Raw genomic sequence first — 16,787 nt, forward strand, 5'->3', positions numbered from 1 at the left:
ATAGAGTGTTTTCGGGCTATGACGAAATTGTTGATGAAGTTTCAAAAGCATGGAATCACTTTATTTCAATACCGGAGCGAGTGATGAAGATATGTAATCGGGAATGGATAAAGTTGATTTAATCTTTATGCGGAATGGTATAAGTACGCAGTCTAACAAAATTAACGAAGGGTATTGTGCAATAGGAGGAGTCCATATAAGGCACTTGAGTGCCGAAAGTGTCTGATATGCTCTTCACACATAACCAGAGACATTCACGGCTAAAGCCGTTCCTACGCTTTGTAATCACGATGTTCAATCACGCTTTCCATGTTGTTTAATCATGATGACAAGGTTGAAGGCTCTAAAATTGGCTACTTCACTTTACGCTAACCAAATTAGCGCGTAGGTGGCACTTGAGTGCCGAAAGAGTCTGATATGCCCTTCACACCTAATCACTGATATTCACTGCTAAAGCCGTTTCCATGCTTTATAATCAGATGTTTAATCACGATGTACAAATCAAAAGTGAATAGAGTAGTGGGCTCAAATCTTTAAAATAGGCCCACTTTATCAAGCATTCATTCTCATCTATTAATAATGAGTCTTCACTTGGCAAGCTGCCTGACGAATTAGTACCCTATTTACCCTTTGTTGCAATTTTCATCTTGGTTTAGTACCTGAGCTATGTAAAACTAATCGGGTTTTTAACCACAATCAGGTGACATGAATGTCTCAAATAAAAGCTTGGAAACTTATTAGCCTGTTTTGTTTGGTAAGCTTGCTTATGGGCTGTGAGTCGAAGGAAGAGCAGCTGAAACAAACAATACAACAATCCATAGAAAAAGCTGAAGTAGAGTTAAATCAGTTGGGTACTGCGCTTGATAATGGCTCTCTTCGTAATTCGACTTTACTTAAACAGTATGCAAAGGTCCTCACGGAGCAGCAACCACAACTTTCTGAAATTGCGCGTGTTATTAGCCTTGATGCAACCCGAGAAGGTGCTATTTACAGTGGGCTTAAACAGCGTTTAGCGGATGTCAAAGCAACGAGCTTAATTCCGCCTTATGAAGACACCCTTCATCAACTTGATTTAATTCGTGACGCCGCAAAACCGTCTTTATTCCAAGACGCTTTAACTGACCCAATAAATATGCTCGCCGATATGTCAAACGGTGCGCTTGCGCGTGTTGGGGCAATTAGTGAGGCTGCAGAAGGTGAAAGCGTAGGAAATCAGCTTGTTGGCAACCCTAATTACGGCCAATGGCAAACCAATAGTAGCGGCACTAGCTTTTGGGTTTGGTATGGCATGTATCGCATGCTCGGTGATGTGTTTGATCGTGTTGAATATGGTCGTTGGAGCCGCAACAGAAAATACAGCTATTACAATGACTATGGCCGTTATCGTTATTCGAGCCCTAAACAAATTAAGGCACAACAAACTGTTGAGACACGAACACGCCAGTCTTATCAACGTCAAGGTAAACAATTCACTAGCCCGTATGCAACCAAGCGAAGCGGTGCATCAGGGTTAAGCCGTAGCAGCTATACGCCGCCACGCACACGTAGTAGCTATGCTTCTAGTAGTAGTTACAGTAAAAGCTCCGGGTCATTACGCAACAGCTCGAGCAGAACATCACGTGGCATTAGCCGCGGTAAGTAGTGAAAAGAATAACCATCGGAGTTACAACACATGTATGAATTTAATGGAATAACAACGTGGTCATTGCAAGCTTTAGCAATCGACTTTGCAATCATTATCGCCTTATTTGTAAGCTTAAAGTTTATTAAAGGCTGGGTATCTAATCTACATGCCAATGATGAGATTACGGAACGTGACAATTTTGCGTTTGGTATTAGTTTTGCAGCAGGGCTTGTTGCGTTAGCCATTGTACTTAGCGGTGTGAGCAGTGGTGCATTTGCAGTCAGTTTACAACAAGAAGCACTACAAATGGTGGGCTATGGTGTAATGGCGATTGCGCTCATTAAGCTTGGTCATTTCTTCCAAGATAAAGTGGCGCTGCGTAAAGTGAGTTTGCATGACGAAATCGTCAAAGGTAATGCAACAGCTGCACTTATTGATTTTGGACATGTTGTTAGTGTTGCCATTGTTATTCGTTCAGCTTTATTTTGGGTTGCTACTGAGGGGTGGCATGGTCTTCCGATAGTAATAGCCGCATTTGTGATTGGCAGTATCGCCATGTTGTTGGTGAGCCAATACCGAGTTCAGCTGTTCAAACGTACAAATCGCAGTGGTGATTGCTTACAGCAAGCGGTGATTGACGGTAACTTAGCAGTGGGAATTCGTTATGCAGGCTTCTTAGTGGGCAGTGCATTAGCGCTTACAGCAGCATCAGGCATAGCCCCGTACGCTGCGGATAATATTGGAGCAAGCTTAGGGTATTGGGCATTGAGTGCCGCGCTAAGTATCGTAGCCTTTATTTTATTGCACTTACTAACGATTAAAATCATTTTAGCAGGGTGTGATATTTCCGATGAAGTTAATCGCCAGAAGAATGTCGGTGTAGCGGCAATTTCTGCTGCGGTATCATTTGCTATAGGCTCTACCATGGCCACGTTGTTAGGTGCTTAATTAAGTGTCACATACAGCGGCTTCGCCAAGTAGAGCCTCTCTACTTGGGCATGATTTTTTATTAATTACTGTGATGGCCGTACTCGCTGGGTGCGGCCTAATTTATGAATATCTACTATCGCATTATGCAGGGCGTGTTCTTGGCTCTGTTGAGAGCGCCATTTATGCCATGATAGGCACAATGATCGTGGCAATGGGGATCGGGGCATTTTTAGCGCGTTGGTTTAAAGACGCATTTACTGCATTTGCATGGCTTGAAAGTATCATTGCCTTAGTCGGTATGGGGTGTATTTTAGCAATTGCCAGTGTGATAGCTGTTAGTTATTCATTGCCTCATCTCTTCTCTAGCATCTTTAACTTACCAGCAGATACCGTACTGGATGGCTATGTATTTGAAAAGCTACAAGAGTGGTCGCGTTTTTTACCTTATGTGTTTGGTCTGTTGCTTGGGCTTTTAATCGGTATGGAAATCCCGTTAATAGCACGTATTCGTCAGCAAGTTTATGGCCGTTTTTTAGAGAATAACGCGGGTACAATTTACGGTGCTGATTATATTGGCGCTGGGGTCGGTGCTGCAATTTGGGTGAGTATTATGCTGGCAATGCCAATCATGCAGGCTGCTGCTTGGACGGCATTGTTTAATATTATTGCCGGGCTGATCTTTTTATGGCGTTACCATCAACACGTGCGTTTTGCGAAGGTGTTATTAATGTGTCACGTGTTGCTATTAGTATTCTTCGCTTTTGTGTTAGTGCTTGGTACGAGCTGGATGAAAAATCTTAGTAACGTTTTATATAAAGATAAAGTCATCTACTCGCAAGCAACTAAGTATCAGCACTTGGTGTTAACCGAGCGTTTGAGTCGCAATCAGCCAACTGCGATCACAGATTTATACCTCAATGGTCGTTTGCAATTTTCAAGCGTTGATGAGCAAATTTATCATTCGATGCTGGTGTATCCTGCGATGCTAGCTTCAAATCGCCATGACCGTGTGTTAATTATAGGCGGCGGTGATGGGTTGGCGCTTCGCGATGTTTTAAAGTGGCCAGTAAAGCATGTCACCTTGGTTGACTTAGATGGTCAGCTGTTAAACTTATTTGGTAATGATGTGGGCGACTATGATGCGCCAGAGACTATCAGAAAACGCTTAATTGAGCTGAATAATCACTCGATGAGCGATCCTCGAGCACAAATCCTTATTGCAGATGCCTTTTTGGAAGTTGAAGCTATGCTTGCGAAAGGAGAGCGTTTCGACACCATTTTAATTGACTTACCAGACCCTAATCATCCTGACTTAAACAAATTGTACAGTGATTATTTCTATAATCATGTTCGTCAGTTATTAGCCCCAGATGGTGCAATGGCAGTGCAGTCAACGTCTCCTTATCACGCCAAAAAGGCGTTCTTAAGCATTGCCAAAACAGTCAGGGCTGCCGGTTTTAATTACGTAGAGCAATACCAGCAAAATATCCCTTCATTTGGCCAATGGGGATGGACTATTGCTACCACCACAGGCAAGCCTGCGAGTAGCCGAATTCGCGAAACAGACAAATTACCAGTACCTTCTCGCTGGGTAAGTAAAGAGTATTTATTGGCATCTTTTGTTTTTCCGAATCATTATTTTGAACAAGTAAATACAATTGAAGTCAATAGATTAGGTTCTGGAACTCTGTATGATTATTATCGTCAAGCGTGGCAAGTTGAAACCGAATTGTACAAAAATTGATATTTTATAGTTGACATAATATGTCGGCTATGCAAATCTTAACTCAGACATAATATGTCAAAACGTAAAAAGGTGAGACATGGAATTAAATGAACTATCAATCAAACTGGCTTCTTTTGAAACAGAAGGTGTGAGCTTTGAGTCTTTCTTGATTGCCAACCCAGGCGAACAAGATGTATTGCAAGTTATCGTCGATGGGAATGATGAGTTACCTATCTTTGTTACGCAAACCGAGGAGCAGCTACTGTGTATTAGCTACTTGTTTGCAGAGGACGAAGTAAAAGCAGATATGCGTGATGAGTTAAACGAAACCTTATTACGTTTGAACGTGCCTATTCCATTAAGCGCATTTGCAAAGATTGATGATAAGTACGCTATTTTTGGTGCACTGTCGGTTAATTCATCGTTTGATGATATTACCCATGAGCTGGTAACACTCGCTGATAATGCGATTGATGCACTTGAAGCCGTGACGATTTATTTAAACGATTAATTAGCAATTTCTGGAGTTAAGATTATGAGTATTTTAAAGAAACTATTTACAGCTGTACGTGGTGGCGCTCGTGAAGCAGGGCAAGCGATTGTTGATGCAAACGGTATCCGTATCTTCGAACAAGAAATTGCTGATGCACAAAACGCGTTACAACGTGCTAAAAAAAGCCTAACAGAAGTGATGGCAAAAGAGATGCAAACAAAGCGCAAAATTAGTGCGTTAGATGCCTCTATTGCTGAACATGAAGCCTATGCAGGCCAAGCGCTTGAAAAAGGCAATGAAGCATTAGCGCTTGAGATTGCTGAGAAAATCGGTGACTTTGAAACAGAAAAAGCAGAGCATGAAGGCGTGTTAGCCGGTTTTAGTAATCATATTGTGACACTAAAACAGCAAGTAAAAGAAGCTGAAAAGTCGATTAAAGAGAACCAACGTCAATTAACGATGGTTAAGACAACTGAAAGCGTGCAACAAGCAACGATGGCAGTAAACAGCACACTGAATACAAACAGCTCATCAATGACATCAGCGCGTGAGTCGTTAGAGCGCATTAAACAGCGCCAACAAGACCGTCAAGATCAGCTTGGCGCAGCTAAGCAGTTAGAAGCGGATACGAATGGCGATGATTTAAAAGCGAAAATGGCTGAAGCGGGTATTGGTGATACTAGCCCTAAAAGTGCAGACATTTTGGCGCGCATTAAAGCTAAGCAAAACAGCTAATTTTATTAGCGGAAAGACAAAAGGTAACCCATGCACAGGGTTACCTTTTTTGCTTCAACAAGGAGTCAGCCAATGTTTAACTTTTTCAAATCTAAAAAAGCCCCAGAGCGCCAATTAACTGAACCTAGCCAATTACAAGTAGGTGATATGCTGAGCGTGATTGATTCGTTTGCTTATCCAAACTGGTTAAAGGGGCAGACATTACGTGTTATTGATGTACAAACGTATCAGTACCAACGCAGTGCTGAGTATGAGCTCGTTCTTGAGAGTGAATCGGGCCAAGTGGTGTTCTTGCAAATTGAATCTGATGATGGTGAGCAATGGGCAAACTTCGCGATTAAAATTCAACGCGATGATGTAGACGAAATATTTACGCTTGATGAGTTTGCACGTATCTTCGATGAAGATGAGTTAACCACAATTAGCGTGCAAAACACCCCTGAACGTTTTAGCCACTTTTTAGCTAAGAGCTACAAGCAAACTGAAGCGCCTTATGTATGTTATTTCCATAATAAAGATTATCGCAATAAACCATTACCTCGCTACGAAGATGAAGGCGGTGAACCATGCGAAATGATTTGTTTAAGCTCGGATGACGAGAGTTATGGCTTGAACATAGAAATTTGGGAAGGTGGTGAAACCGAGGTATCACTCACGCTAACACGCCCGATTAGTGATATTGTTGATTTATTTCCTGGGGATGCCAAGTGAGTGATGCAAAAGCAAAATGGCAGCGTCAGGAGCAAGCGGTTCGTGCCACGCAAATGGCGTTTGATCTAAGCAGTGAAGTACAAAAATCAATTAAAAAGCAAGCAATTGATCAAGAACTGACCCCATCAGATATGATTCGGAAAATTCTTGAGCTCGACGTTAAGTCTAAAAAAACCAGACAACGCTTATCGTTTAATTTAAATGACGAAGAAATTGCTCTGTTAGCTGCGCGTTTTGGTGTTGATGCAGATGATAAACGTGCGGTAAAGCAGCGAGTTGCAGAGCTATTGATTGCCCACAGCCAACGTAAATAAGGGGTGTAGTTTTGCCTTTGTGACATTAAGCCCTTACACTGAGGGGGAGATGTTTTAAAGAAGTGGCGTGTTGTGGATATTATTTTAATTGCGTATTTAGTTATTTTTGCATTATTTGGCACCGCCGCAAGTTACTTTGTGCGTTACATTTATGCTTACTGGGTGCACAACACGATGCATGTGCACTACATCTATAAGGCCGGAGTGTGTATCATCAGTGTGGTGATTGTATCCGGCCTTATGACATTATTTACTTAATTTCGATTGCTTGGCATTGCTCTGAAATACACAAAGATTGTACAGGCAAAACTGGCGAGCAGTCGTTAACACTTAACGGTTGTTCTGAATCTTTTTCTAATGAAGTGATCTGCTCAGCCAGCTGCTCGGCCTGCTCTTGTGGGGTGTTTAGCGTTGAATAAACCACATAGCGGCTTGGGCCACCACATGCGCGCTCACCTACTTCTAACACCTTACACTGGAAGCTTGCACTGCAACTATTGTTACTTACGATCTCGTCCAGTTGTTCATTTAAATCACTTAAATCAACACCTGTAGAGCCGCCAACAGAGGTGCTCTCACAGCCTGTTAATGCAAGCGCTGCCAACATCGTTGTGGTGATGAAAAGTTTATTGAAAGTCGATGAACGAACCATTATTGCTTATTCCTTAGTATACACTTGCCGCTGAGCCATCGATTTTAACACAAGTATTTGCAGAACACTGTGTGCCTGGTGCCGTTAGATGCTGACAAATACTCATAACGTCATTGGCTGCATTGTATTGGCTTTCAAGGCTCGTGATTTTTTGAGCTATTTTCTCAACTTCACTGCTATTGGCTGTTTTAGTTGAATACACAACATAGCTGCTTGGGCCACCGCATGCACGGCTACCAACAGGAAGTACTTTACACTGGCTACTGTTATCGCAGCTTGGGTCTTGAATGAGTTGTTTGAGCTGTTGATGGGCAGCAGTAATTGTTGTTTTTTCGGGTGCCGACTTGCTGATTTCAACTGCTTGAGGTGCATTTTCAAGTTTACTGGTTGTTGCTTGTAATTCGGTTTGTTTGGTTGTTGCTGCATCAGAGCACGCGGTAAGTAGCGCGGGAAATAATACAGCTAAAAGTGAAAAGCGCATAATGGACCTATAAATCGTTGAATAAGTACTCACCATCATACACTTTGCACTCAGAGGGGCAATAAAAACGTTGTCTTTCAGTAAGTAGCTCTGTCATTACAGAGCTACATTGTGTACAGGTTTAATTGCTATAAGCCACCTTTTGTAAGCTTTGCTGGGTCGAGCAATGTATTCAATTCTTCGCGTGAAATGTCAGTATGCTCAGCGGCAACATCAATAATAGGGCGACCTTCTTGATAGGCCAGTTTGGCAATTTTAGCGGCTTTCGTATAGCCGATCACCGGATTAAGTGCGGTGACTAAAATAGGGTTTTTAGCTAATGCTTTATCAACATTGTCTTGATTAACACTGAAACTGGCAATGGCTTTATCGGCAAGTGCCTCACTACTATTTGCCAACAGCTCAATGCTTTGCAGTATGTTTAATGCAATCACGGGTAACATCACGTTAAGCTCAAAATTACCGGCCTGACCTGCTACTGTAATGGTAGCATCGTTACCAATGACTTGCGCACTGACCATGGCGGCAGCTTCTGGGATCACAGGATTCACTTTACCAGGCATGATCGATGAACCGGGCTGTAAAGCTTCTAATTCAATTTCACCTAGACCAGCAAGCGGACCTGAGTTCATCCAGCGTAAGTCATTGGCTATTTTCATTTGCGCCACAGCTAAGACCTTGAGCTGTCCAGATAATGAAACAATGGCATCTTGTGAGCCAATGTTGTAAAAAAAGTTTTTACTTGGACTGAAACGGATACCTACGTTTTCGCTTAGGTGTTGGCAAAAAGTAGCAGAAAATGCAGGGTCTGCATTGATACCAGTACCAACCGCGGTGCCTCCTTGAGCCAGCTCGCAAACACGCTCAAGTGATTGGCGTATGCCTGTCATTGCGTTATCGATTTGGCATTGCCATGCTGAGAGTGTTTGCGCAAAACTGACGGGCATTGCATCCATTAGGTGAGTACGCCCCGTTTTAATAATATGACCCACTTTAGCTTGTTTACTCTGTAAGCGTTGGCTCAGCTTGTCTAGTTTAGGAAATAACTCGTAAATAATATTAATTGCACTGCTGACGGCAATTGCAGTGGGGATCACATCATTAGAACTTTGCCCCATGTTGACGTCATCATTCGGGTGTACTGGCTCATTAGCAAGGGTCGTTGCCAGTGTGGCAATAACCTCGTTAGCATTCATGTTCGAGCTGGTGCCGGAGCCGGTTTGGAATACATCGACAGGAAACTGCGAAAAGTGCTTACCATCAATGATGGCTTGGCAGGCTTGTTCAATCGCATTCGCTTTTACTTGGCTCAAATGTCCTAGCGCTGCATTACTCTGCGCCGCTGCTTGCTTAATGTAGGCAAGGGCAGTAATAAATTGCTTTGGCATGGTCAAGCCGCTAATTTTAAAGTTGTTGATAGCACGTTGAGTTTGAGCTTGATACAAGGCATTTACGGGAACGTGTAGCTCACCCATACTATCTGATTCGGTTCTAAATTTGCTCATAAACACTCCTAAATAGGGTTAAACTCTTGACTTAGAACGCAGGCTTCTCGCTCTAAGCAAAAATATTTTTCAATACAGTTATGAGTTTTGTAGTAACGCTTTAACGCGAGCTGCGGTTTGTAGAGTTGAGCTAAACATTGCTTACGAATAGCATTGTGAACTAGAGAATCGCACATTTTCTCAAGTAGTTCATGAAACGTACGCCTTAAATACAATTCTTGTAAAATAAAGCTTTGATGTTTTTCGTAATAGCGTGCGATGTTTAATCCCGCTTCAATATAGCCCGCAACCAACGCTGGAGCATGAAGCCCCGGTCTTTGACAAACACATTTCATTTGCCGCTGATAATTGAGCATAGCATTGTGAGAGTACATAAGAAAACCGATTGGCTGTAATGATAACTATTATCATTACAGCCAATCGGTTTTAGTGCAAGTCTTATATAACGGTGTTAAGACTGAATAGATTAACTGCAGAGGTTTAATTATAACCAAGAATAAAAATCTGGTCTGTTTCATGTTTTTTCGGCGCCTGTACATTTTCTTTATTGCATTGAGAAAGAAGATCAATCACGGTTGCTCTGTCATCACAACTTGTTAAGGCGGCTTTTTCGCTTTCTGCACGCTCGCTCGCGGCAATGGCTGCATCGACAGCAGTGTAAGGTGAGATATACATTATATTGCTCCTATTGGTTTGCTCATTACTGAATTTGCATAAGCTATACCAATCATGTTTATAAAATATAATCCTTTGAATTAAATGAATTTAAATTATTTTTAATGCAATAGAGCGCGACATTATTGTGGATTTTTGCTTTACTGTTGTGCATTAATTACCAAACATGGTGCAAAAACTGGTATGGAAAAACCATTCTCTCAAGCCTGTGAAAATAACAAATCACCCATTCTTCACGTATTAAAAGACTTTTTTGCCGATGTAGAAAATGTACTCGAAATTGGCTCAGGTACAGGGCAACATAGTGTGCACTTTGCCAAGCATTTAACGCATTTGCAGTGGCTATGCAGCGATCGTGAGGTGAATCACTTAGGTATTTTACAATGGCATCAGGAAGCATCGTTAGCTAACTTGCATGCCCCTTTGTCACTAGATTTACAGTATGCTTGGCCTGTTGATAGCGTGAACGCAATCTATACCGCCAATACACTGCATATTATTAGCTGGCCGCTGGTTGAGCGTTTCTTTCAAGGGGTTGAAAAGCATTTAGCCCACCAAGGAAAGTTATGTATTTATGGGCCATTTAAATACCAAGGCAATTATACAAGTGCCAGTAACGCTGAATTTGATACCTTTTTAAAGCAACAAGATGCAAACAGTGCAATACGTGATTTTGAAGCTATTTGCCAACTTGCAGAGCAGGCAGGCTTAACGTTTGTTGAAGATGTACAAATGCCAGCTAACAACCAATTACTGCTGTTTAAACGGCAGTAGGGTATCGCACTGTGCTTTATAGAGTGCCATGTGTTGGCGCTCTCTGGCGATAAAATCGTTGATAGCCGCAGCAAAATCAGGCTGTTGAATATGGTGTACTGAGTAAGTGTAAACGGGCTGAAACCCTCGGCTTATCTTATGCTCACCTTGTGCTCCAGAGTGAAACTGTTTTAGCTTATTGGCAATGCAGTATTCAATCCCTTGGTAATAACACAGCTCAAAATGCAGGCTGTCGATTTCATCATTGGCGCCCCAGTAGCGACCATACAGACACTGTTTATCTTTAAAGCTTAAAGTCGCAGCGATAACTTCATCAGCCTGTTTAGCAAGCATCAATACTAACTGTGTGGGCATTGTATCTCGTAGTCGTTGAAAAAACGCATTATTTAAATAACCTGTGTGACCTGAGCGTTTAATATAAGTTTGGCTATAAAAGTGGCTAAAGAGCTGCATGTCCTGAGCGCTTATAGTGTTACCTTCTCGCCACTCGATGGTTATGTGTTGTTGAGTGATTTTGGCACGCTCTTTTTTTATCGACTTTCGCTTGCGTGCTGTCAGTGAGTCTAAAAAATCATCAAAGTGAGAGTATGCTTGATTAAACCATTGAAACTGGACGCCTTGACGTAGCATAACAGCATCGCTTTTTAGTGATTCAGCCTGTTGCTGGTGGCAAAAGTTGATATGCCAGCCCGACCATTGCCTATCGTGCGCAGTATTTGTTAATACTTGCGTTAAATAATTATAAACACTGTCTGGATTGGGGTGGTTAATGCTCAGTCTTTGACCTTCAATGGGGGTAAAAGGCACGGCAGATAACCATTTGGGGTAGTAATCTAAACCATGTTGTTGATACGCCTCTGCCCATGCCCAGTCAAACACATATTCACCGTAAGAGTGATACTTTATATACCCGGGTAGTAGAGCAACGATATGTTTTTGCTGGTAAATTGCCAGGTGCATTGGTTGCCAACCTGTGTTTTTACTCACGCAGCCACTGTGCTCAAGCGCAGCTAAAAAAGCATGATCGGTAAAGGGGGTATCATGAAAAAAACGCTGCCAAATTGTCGTATCAATATCCGTTATTTGATTAAACCAACGGTGATTAAATTGGCTCATTGTTCAGAGGCTCTTTCAACGTCTTTAATAAAGTCTGTGATGTGCAAGCTGAGCTTATCGAAATATGGATTGAAGGTGAGTCTTGCAAATGGCTTATACTTCGCTAAATTCTCTGCTGTGCGCTCACCAATAACAATTTCAGGCTGATATTTACAGGCTTTGTATAGGGTATCGTCATCTAAATAACTGCCACAATTTCGATAGCGGGCAGTGCGGCCATAGTGTGGATTGCTTGGTTTATTAACGATACCAATATGTGACATGCCTTGAATATTTTTACAGTCTTCGGTGTCGCAGTCATCGCTAATTATCGGGTAATCGGCAGGAAAACTATTGGGTATATTTTTATCATCACCGTAATAAACAAGACGATTAAGTTGGCTGTTTTTATGAGTTTTGGGATTGTGTAGCTTAGCTAATAATTTAAACGTTACTTGATTATCAATCGTGGTATCAACATCGCTAAAGGTGCTAAAAAAAGCAACATCAGGTAGTGAACGGTGTTTTAGTTTATCTAAGCTGATGCGCTTCATGGCTTCATAGCTGGCTGATGCGGCATTAAATGGAAAGGACTCATATTTTGCAAAATCGAGATCGGCATCTTTATCTATCCAGTTTATAAAGGGTATCGCGTCAACCCACTTGGCTAGCCAGCCATTTTTATTATGGGGCTCAGTCGCGGGTGAAAACAGCATCGCGCCGATAATGTGTTTATCAACGGGACCTTGGGTTAAATAATCAATGATCATTGCTGCACCTGTTGAATACCCCCCTAAAATGACCTGATCAAAATCTTTTAACGTGCGCTCAATAGCGTAAGTGCTCGCCTTGTACCAGTCGTCGGCATTAATCTCTTTGAGTGCTCCTGGTGCTGTACCGTGCCCTGGTAATAACAGGGTACGTACCGTGTAACCTTGTTGATAATACACTTGAGCTAGATCATGGTAGGTAAAAGGTGAGTCGGTTAAGCCATGGATTAATAGCACTGCCTTACGGCTCTGTTTTTGTGTTAACTCAAAGGGGCTGATTAAATCTGCTACTGTTGCATTTGCAGGGCGTAATCCTTGCGCAACGAGTTGCTTATAGGTGTCTGTATAGACTGGGCAAGGCAGCGTTGCGCGGGGATTTTCGCTGCTAATTTCAAGGTAAGCAGCTGTAAGGTAGTCACTATACGCTTGCTCGGTGTTATAACTAAAGGTGCTGTGTGAGCGAGGAAGAGGTTCTCTGAAAAGCCCTTCCCGCTTACTTTTCATCATGAGATTTTCATCTTCCAGTTGGGTTAAACACGTTTCTTGCTGTGCCTGTAATGGGGGGCTGCCGAGTCCAAAAAGAATGAGAATAAAGGCAACTAAGTTGATGAATTTCATTGTATAAGAGTCCTTTTAAGTATTCAGCTTATCGCGTTATTGTCGTATTGCAAGTACGCAGCGTCACGCTAAAGGTAAATGGCGTTTAGTGAATGCTTGCTTTAATACCACCGTCGATTCGATATTGGCAATACAATTGATACTGCCTAATTTATGTTTTACAAAACTTTCGTAGCTTTCTAAGTCAGCGGCAATTATTTTTAATAAATAATCATAGCTGCCTGAAATAACCGAGCATTCCAGTACGTGTTCAAGCTTTTCCACTTGCTGTTCAAACTGCTCTGCAGCAGCAACCGAGTTTTGATTTAAGCGTACAAACGCATAAACAGAGACATTTAAGTCAACCGCTTTGGGGTTAATTGCAGCATGATAACCACTAATCACATTACTTGATTCAAGCTTCTTAATTCGGCGCAGGCAAGGAGTGTCAGAGAGGCTGACTGATTGAGCAAGCTCAGACACAGATGTACGTGCATTATCTTGTAGTGCGTTGAGTAATTGTTGGTCTTTTTTGTCTAGTTTCATTTCTATTTGAGTGATTTTCACTAATTATCGCAAATTCTAGCTTATATTTTAGCGATTAGCACTCAGTGAACTCTGTTAACATTATCGCAATATATTTATTTTGGAGTAAGCCTGTGACTGAGAACACCAAGGCATTTGATAGCTGGCTGCGTACCCGATTTGTTGAGATCAATAGCGAACTAGAAAAACTATATTGGCAACAAGACGATAAAGCGAATGTAGAAGGCGTTGGCGAACACCTTAAACACCAGTTAGAGCAGGAAGGGAATGAGCATATTCGTGCCTTATTAGCAGAAGGCAATACCGACGAAGGCTTTGATAATGCCTTTGATTTATTAGGCAATGTTGGCTTATTTATGGCTGCATGTCGTCGCCATGAAATTACTGAACCCTCACGCGAAACCACTTCTCCCTTGGTTGATGCGTCGGCACTTGCTATGCACATTGGCGCATCCATTGGTGTTACACCACGCTTTGCGACTGCTCATTTAACCACCCACAATAAAGCGGTTGATGGTCTTTATAAGCGCTTTACAAATCTTGAAGATGAAAAAGTCTTTGTTGATTACAACACCAAAGGAATTTTGGCTTACAAACGTGCGGCAGATGCGTTACTAAAAATTCAACCATTAGGAATTTCGCACCCAATTGCCGCTGATTTATTGGCTGTAGCCAAACATGCATTACTGGATGTCATCGAGTCAAATAATGCGCTGTATAACAAACTCGATACTGATCGTTTCTTTTACTGTGTGCGCCCTTATTACAAACCCTATCGCGTAGGGAAAGAGGTTTATCGTGGTGCAAATGCCGGTGATTTTGCAGGCATTAATGTGATTGATATGTTGCTTGGACTTTGTTTTGCTAACGAGCCAAGCTATTCGCAAATGCTGGTGGATAAATTTTTATACATGATGCCAGAAGATCAGCAAATATTGCGTGAAAGCATGCGGATGACGAGTATCATGGATGACTTTTTAGCCGCAGAAACTGAACGAGATAGTGAATGGCTGCAAACAAACTTAAAGTTATTTATTCAAGTTTGTAAATTGCATGGTGACACAGCAATCGGTCATCATAATCAACTCGTGAGTAAGTACATTGCACAGCCATCACAAAAAATGCAGCAACAACATATGGATAAAGTCACGGCGAGTGGGCCACCGTTACATGTGTTGCTTAACTCTCTTGAGCAATTACGTGATCGCCGAGCCGCAGCAAAACGCGACGATATCCGCACTCGCTACGATGATTTAACTAAGCTAAAACAGTGGATTAAGTAATGCGTAAACATGACTTTATACTCGCCCCAGGAAGCTATTTATTAAATCATTCTGTGGGCCGCGCTTTAAAATCGGCAGAGCCGTATTTTCATGAGCATTTTTTTGCCGCTTGGCAAAATGAAAATAAAGAGCCTTGGCAGCAATGGTTACACGGCGTTGAGGCATTTACATCAAGCTTAGCGCGGCTGTTTAATTCGGATGCAGAGCTATTTTGCCCACAAGTGAATTTATCGAGTGGCTTAACAAAGTTAGTGATGTCGCATCCGCGTTTGCAACAGACAAACTGCACAGTATTAATGGCAGAAAGTGATTTTCCTAGCATGGGATTTGCGATGCAAAAAGCGCTCCCTGCATGCGCTGAAATTGTGTTTATTGGCGCTGATGAGGATTTAACCGATGCTCAGGTTTGGCAATCATATTTGGCTAAGCAAGCGTTCGATTTAGTGTTTGTGAGTCATGTGTATTCAAATACTGGCCAGCAAGCTCCGATTGCTGAAATCATTCAAATTGCAAAGCAATCCAATACGCTAAGCCTGATAGATATCGCTCAGTCGGCAGGTATTTTAGAGGTGGATTTAACAGCACTTGACCCCGATTTTATGCTTGGCTCGAGTGTTAAGTGGTTGTGCGGTGGCCCAGGTGCTGCTTATTTGTGGGTCAATCGTCATCAACTTGCATTGTGTCAGCCAAAAGATGTTGGTTGGTTCTCTCATCAAAATCCATTTGAGTTTGATATCAAGCATTTTACTTATCATCATACGGCACTGCGTTTTTGGGGAGGAACGCCATCAGTCGCACCGTGTATTTTAGCTGCGCATAGTATTCGCTACTTTGCCGATTTAGGCATTGATAAAGTACGCGCCCATAACTTAGCAATGCTTGCTACGTTGCATGCTGAGCTGAGTGAATATATGCGTTCGCCAAGTGCAGCAGATAAATGCTCCGGCACGGCAATCATGCATTTTGGTCGTCAACAACAGGCGGTTAAAGCGGCGTTGCATGAGGCTAATATCGCTGTTGATGAACGTCATTTAGGGCTAAGGGTCTCAGCCCATGTTTATAATGACGACAATGATATAAATGACTTTATTAAGACTGTGAAAAGCGTTTTAGATTAAGTGCTTGTCGCGCTTTTGCCTTTACAGAACGCCAGTGTGTCATCGGCTTTTTCGGTACCAGCGCTAAAATGTGTTCGAAATCGATGTCATCAATATGCATTTCATTACTGTGCGCAAACATAATGCGTTGAGGTTTAAGGGCTTTTAGCATTAATAAAGAGTTTAAATACAGTTTAGGATAAAACACAGGAAAGGGTGGCATAAGCTGCCCTTTCACTTTTACGAGTAAGTCGGCAATGTAAATTCGCTCTGTGGGAATATGGTACAAGCTAATATCGCGGTCGGTATGACCTGGCGTATGCAGTGCTTGCCAGTCATCAAAATCCGGCAGGGTAGAGTCGGTTGCTAAGTAATAGTCGGCATCTAGATATCGGCTATACCAAAGATTGCGTCTTTCTTTGTTTAGCCGACCTGCAACCCACCATGCAAGAGCGATATCGGTCAAGTGCATTAAAATACCATCGAGGCCTTTATACCATTGCCCCGGTGCATTAGATGTCGCAATTTTTGCACCGCTTAGTTTTCTTAGGGCATGGGCGCCACCGGCATGATCGGGGTGCATATGAGTCACAACAATCAGTTTTAAATCTGTCAGAGGGCGGTTGAGTTGTTCGGTAATATAGTTAAATACGGTGTCGACATCAGCGCGGCAACACCCATCGAGTAGCATTAGTTTGTCGGGATATTCAACTAAGTAAATATTTTGAATATAACCTTCGATTGTGTGTATGTGCATTACCCTCGCTCCCTTAATTAAC

At 42.2% G+C, this 16,787-nt stretch carries 19 protein-coding genes; 11 read left to right on the forward strand and 8 right to left on the reverse strand.

The window, feature by feature from the left end; translation table 11 throughout:
* Window positions 1-709: 709 nt before the first annotated feature.
* From JIG41_RS02970 to JIG41_RS03005, 8 genes are all read left to right on the forward strand, one after another.
* Window positions 710-1,642 carry a CHAD domain-containing protein gene (locus tag JIG41_RS02970; RefSeq protein ID WP_199524237.1) on the forward strand — a complete coding sequence of 311 codons (933 nt, stop codon included), beginning with the start codon at window positions 710-712 and terminating at the stop codon, window positions 1,640-1,642.
* 30 nt (window positions 1,643-1,672) lie between these two features.
* A complete protein-coding gene (locus JIG41_RS02975) occupies window positions 1,673-2,572 on the forward strand; it encodes a DUF350 domain-containing protein (RefSeq protein WP_036974315.1) in 900 nt (299 codons plus the stop codon).
* Window positions 2,573-2,576: 4 nt separating this feature from the next.
* A complete protein-coding gene (locus tag JIG41_RS02980) occupies window positions 2,577-4,298 on the forward strand; it encodes a polyamine aminopropyltransferase (RefSeq protein WP_118843873.1) in 1,722 nt (573 codons plus the stop codon).
* Window positions 4,299-4,377: 79 nt separating this feature from the next.
* Window positions 4,378-4,791, forward strand: coding sequence for a YjfI family protein (locus JIG41_RS02985; protein ID WP_036974320.1), 414 nt, complete (start codon window positions 4,378-4,380; stop codon window positions 4,789-4,791).
* A gap of 24 nt (window positions 4,792-4,815) precedes the next feature.
* On the forward strand, window positions 4,816-5,508 hold the full coding sequence (locus JIG41_RS02990; protein ID WP_074989603.1) for a PspA/IM30 family protein: 693 nt from the start codon (window positions 4,816-4,818) through the stop codon (window positions 5,506-5,508).
* 72 nt (window positions 5,509-5,580) lie between these two features.
* Entirely contained in the window at window positions 5,581-6,219 is a 639-nt protein-coding gene (locus JIG41_RS02995; protein WP_036974324.1) for a hypothetical protein, read from the forward strand.
* Window positions 6,216-6,533 carry a hypothetical protein gene (locus JIG41_RS03000; protein ID WP_036974326.1) on the forward strand — a complete coding sequence of 106 codons (318 nt, stop codon included), beginning with the start codon at window positions 6,216-6,218 and terminating at the stop codon, window positions 6,531-6,533. Before JIG41_RS02995 ends, JIG41_RS03000 begins: the two co-directional genes overlap by 4 nt.
* Before the next feature lie 72 nt (window positions 6,534-6,605).
* Window positions 6,606-6,791 (forward strand): hypothetical protein, encoded by a 186-nt coding sequence (locus JIG41_RS03005; RefSeq protein WP_036974327.1) that lies wholly within the window; start codon window positions 6,606-6,608, stop codon window positions 6,789-6,791.
* Here JIG41_RS03005 and JIG41_RS03010 read toward each other — a convergent pair.
* The 4 genes from JIG41_RS03010 to JIG41_RS03025 form a co-directional block, all read right to left on the reverse strand.
* Window positions 6,784-7,185 carry a hypothetical protein gene (locus tag JIG41_RS03010; RefSeq protein WP_036974328.1) on the reverse strand — a complete coding sequence of 134 codons (402 nt, stop codon included), beginning with the start codon at window positions 7,183-7,185 and terminating at the stop codon, window positions 6,784-6,786. The genes JIG41_RS03005 and JIG41_RS03010 overlap by 8 nt on opposite strands.
* 13 nt (window positions 7,186-7,198) lie before the next feature.
* Window positions 7,199-7,666, reverse strand: coding sequence for a hypothetical protein (locus JIG41_RS03015; protein WP_036974330.1), 468 nt, complete (start codon window positions 7,664-7,666; stop codon window positions 7,199-7,201).
* A gap of 128 nt (window positions 7,667-7,794) precedes the next feature.
* A complete protein-coding gene (locus JIG41_RS03020) occupies window positions 7,795-9,171 on the reverse strand; it encodes a lyase family protein (RefSeq protein WP_199524238.1) in 1,377 nt (458 codons plus the stop codon).
* 480 nt (window positions 9,172-9,651) lie between these two features.
* Entirely contained in the window at window positions 9,652-9,846 is a 195-nt protein-coding gene (locus JIG41_RS03025; protein WP_036974335.1) for a hypothetical protein, read from the reverse strand.
* Between the two features lie 183 nt (window positions 9,847-10,029).
* Here JIG41_RS03025 and JIG41_RS03030 point away from each other — a divergent pair, with 183 nt between their 5' ends.
* Complete coding sequence (locus JIG41_RS03030; protein WP_074989605.1) at window positions 10,030-10,620, forward strand: DUF938 domain-containing protein; 591 nt, start codon at window positions 10,030-10,032, stop codon at window positions 10,618-10,620.
* On the opposite strand, the gene JIG41_RS03035 is transcribed toward JIG41_RS03030, so the two are convergent.
* From JIG41_RS03035 to JIG41_RS03045, 3 genes are all read right to left on the reverse strand, one after another.
* Complete coding sequence (locus JIG41_RS03035) at window positions 10,597-11,736, reverse strand: GNAT family N-acetyltransferase (RefSeq protein ID WP_199524239.1); 1,140 nt, start codon at window positions 11,734-11,736, stop codon at window positions 10,597-10,599. The two genes, JIG41_RS03030 and JIG41_RS03035, sit on opposite strands and share 24 nt — an antisense overlap.
* Entirely contained in the window at window positions 11,733-13,103 is a 1,371-nt protein-coding gene (locus tag JIG41_RS03040; RefSeq protein WP_199524240.1) for a carboxylesterase, read from the reverse strand. The genes JIG41_RS03035 and JIG41_RS03040 overlap by 4 nt, the downstream gene beginning before the upstream one ends.
* 63 nt (window positions 13,104-13,166) lie before the next feature.
* A complete protein-coding gene (locus tag JIG41_RS03045; RefSeq protein ID WP_036974343.1) occupies window positions 13,167-13,628 on the reverse strand; it encodes an Lrp/AsnC family transcriptional regulator in 462 nt (153 codons plus the stop codon).
* A gap of 113 nt (window positions 13,629-13,741) precedes the next feature.
* Here JIG41_RS03045 and JIG41_RS03050 point away from each other — a divergent pair, with 113 nt between their 5' ends.
* Together JIG41_RS03050 and JIG41_RS03055 are read left to right on the forward strand one after the other, a co-directional pair.
* Window positions 13,742-14,911 (forward strand): monodechloroaminopyrrolnitrin synthase PrnB family protein, encoded by a 1,170-nt coding sequence (locus JIG41_RS03050; RefSeq protein ID WP_036974345.1) that lies wholly within the window; start codon window positions 13,742-13,744, stop codon window positions 14,909-14,911.
* Window positions 14,911-16,029 carry an aminotransferase class V-fold PLP-dependent enzyme gene (locus JIG41_RS03055; RefSeq protein ID WP_036974347.1) on the forward strand — a complete coding sequence of 373 codons (1,119 nt, stop codon included), beginning with the start codon at window positions 14,911-14,913 and terminating at the stop codon, window positions 16,027-16,029. Before JIG41_RS03050 ends, JIG41_RS03055 begins: the two co-directional genes overlap by 1 nt.
* On the opposite strand, the gene JIG41_RS03060 is transcribed toward JIG41_RS03055, so the two are convergent.
* The gene (locus JIG41_RS03060; protein WP_036974349.1) at window positions 16,001-16,765 is read right to left on the reverse strand and encodes an MBL fold metallo-hydrolase; all 765 of its coding nucleotides are present in this window, start codon (window positions 16,763-16,765) and stop codon (window positions 16,001-16,003) included. The genes JIG41_RS03055 and JIG41_RS03060 overlap by 29 nt on opposite strands.
* Window positions 16,766-16,787: the final 22 nt, after the last annotated feature.

The organism is Pseudoalteromonas sp. bablab_jr011, assembly GCF_016464045.1.
Taxonomy (GTDB): Bacteria; Pseudomonadota; Gammaproteobacteria; order Enterobacterales; family Alteromonadaceae; genus Pseudoalteromonas; species Pseudoalteromonas lipolytica.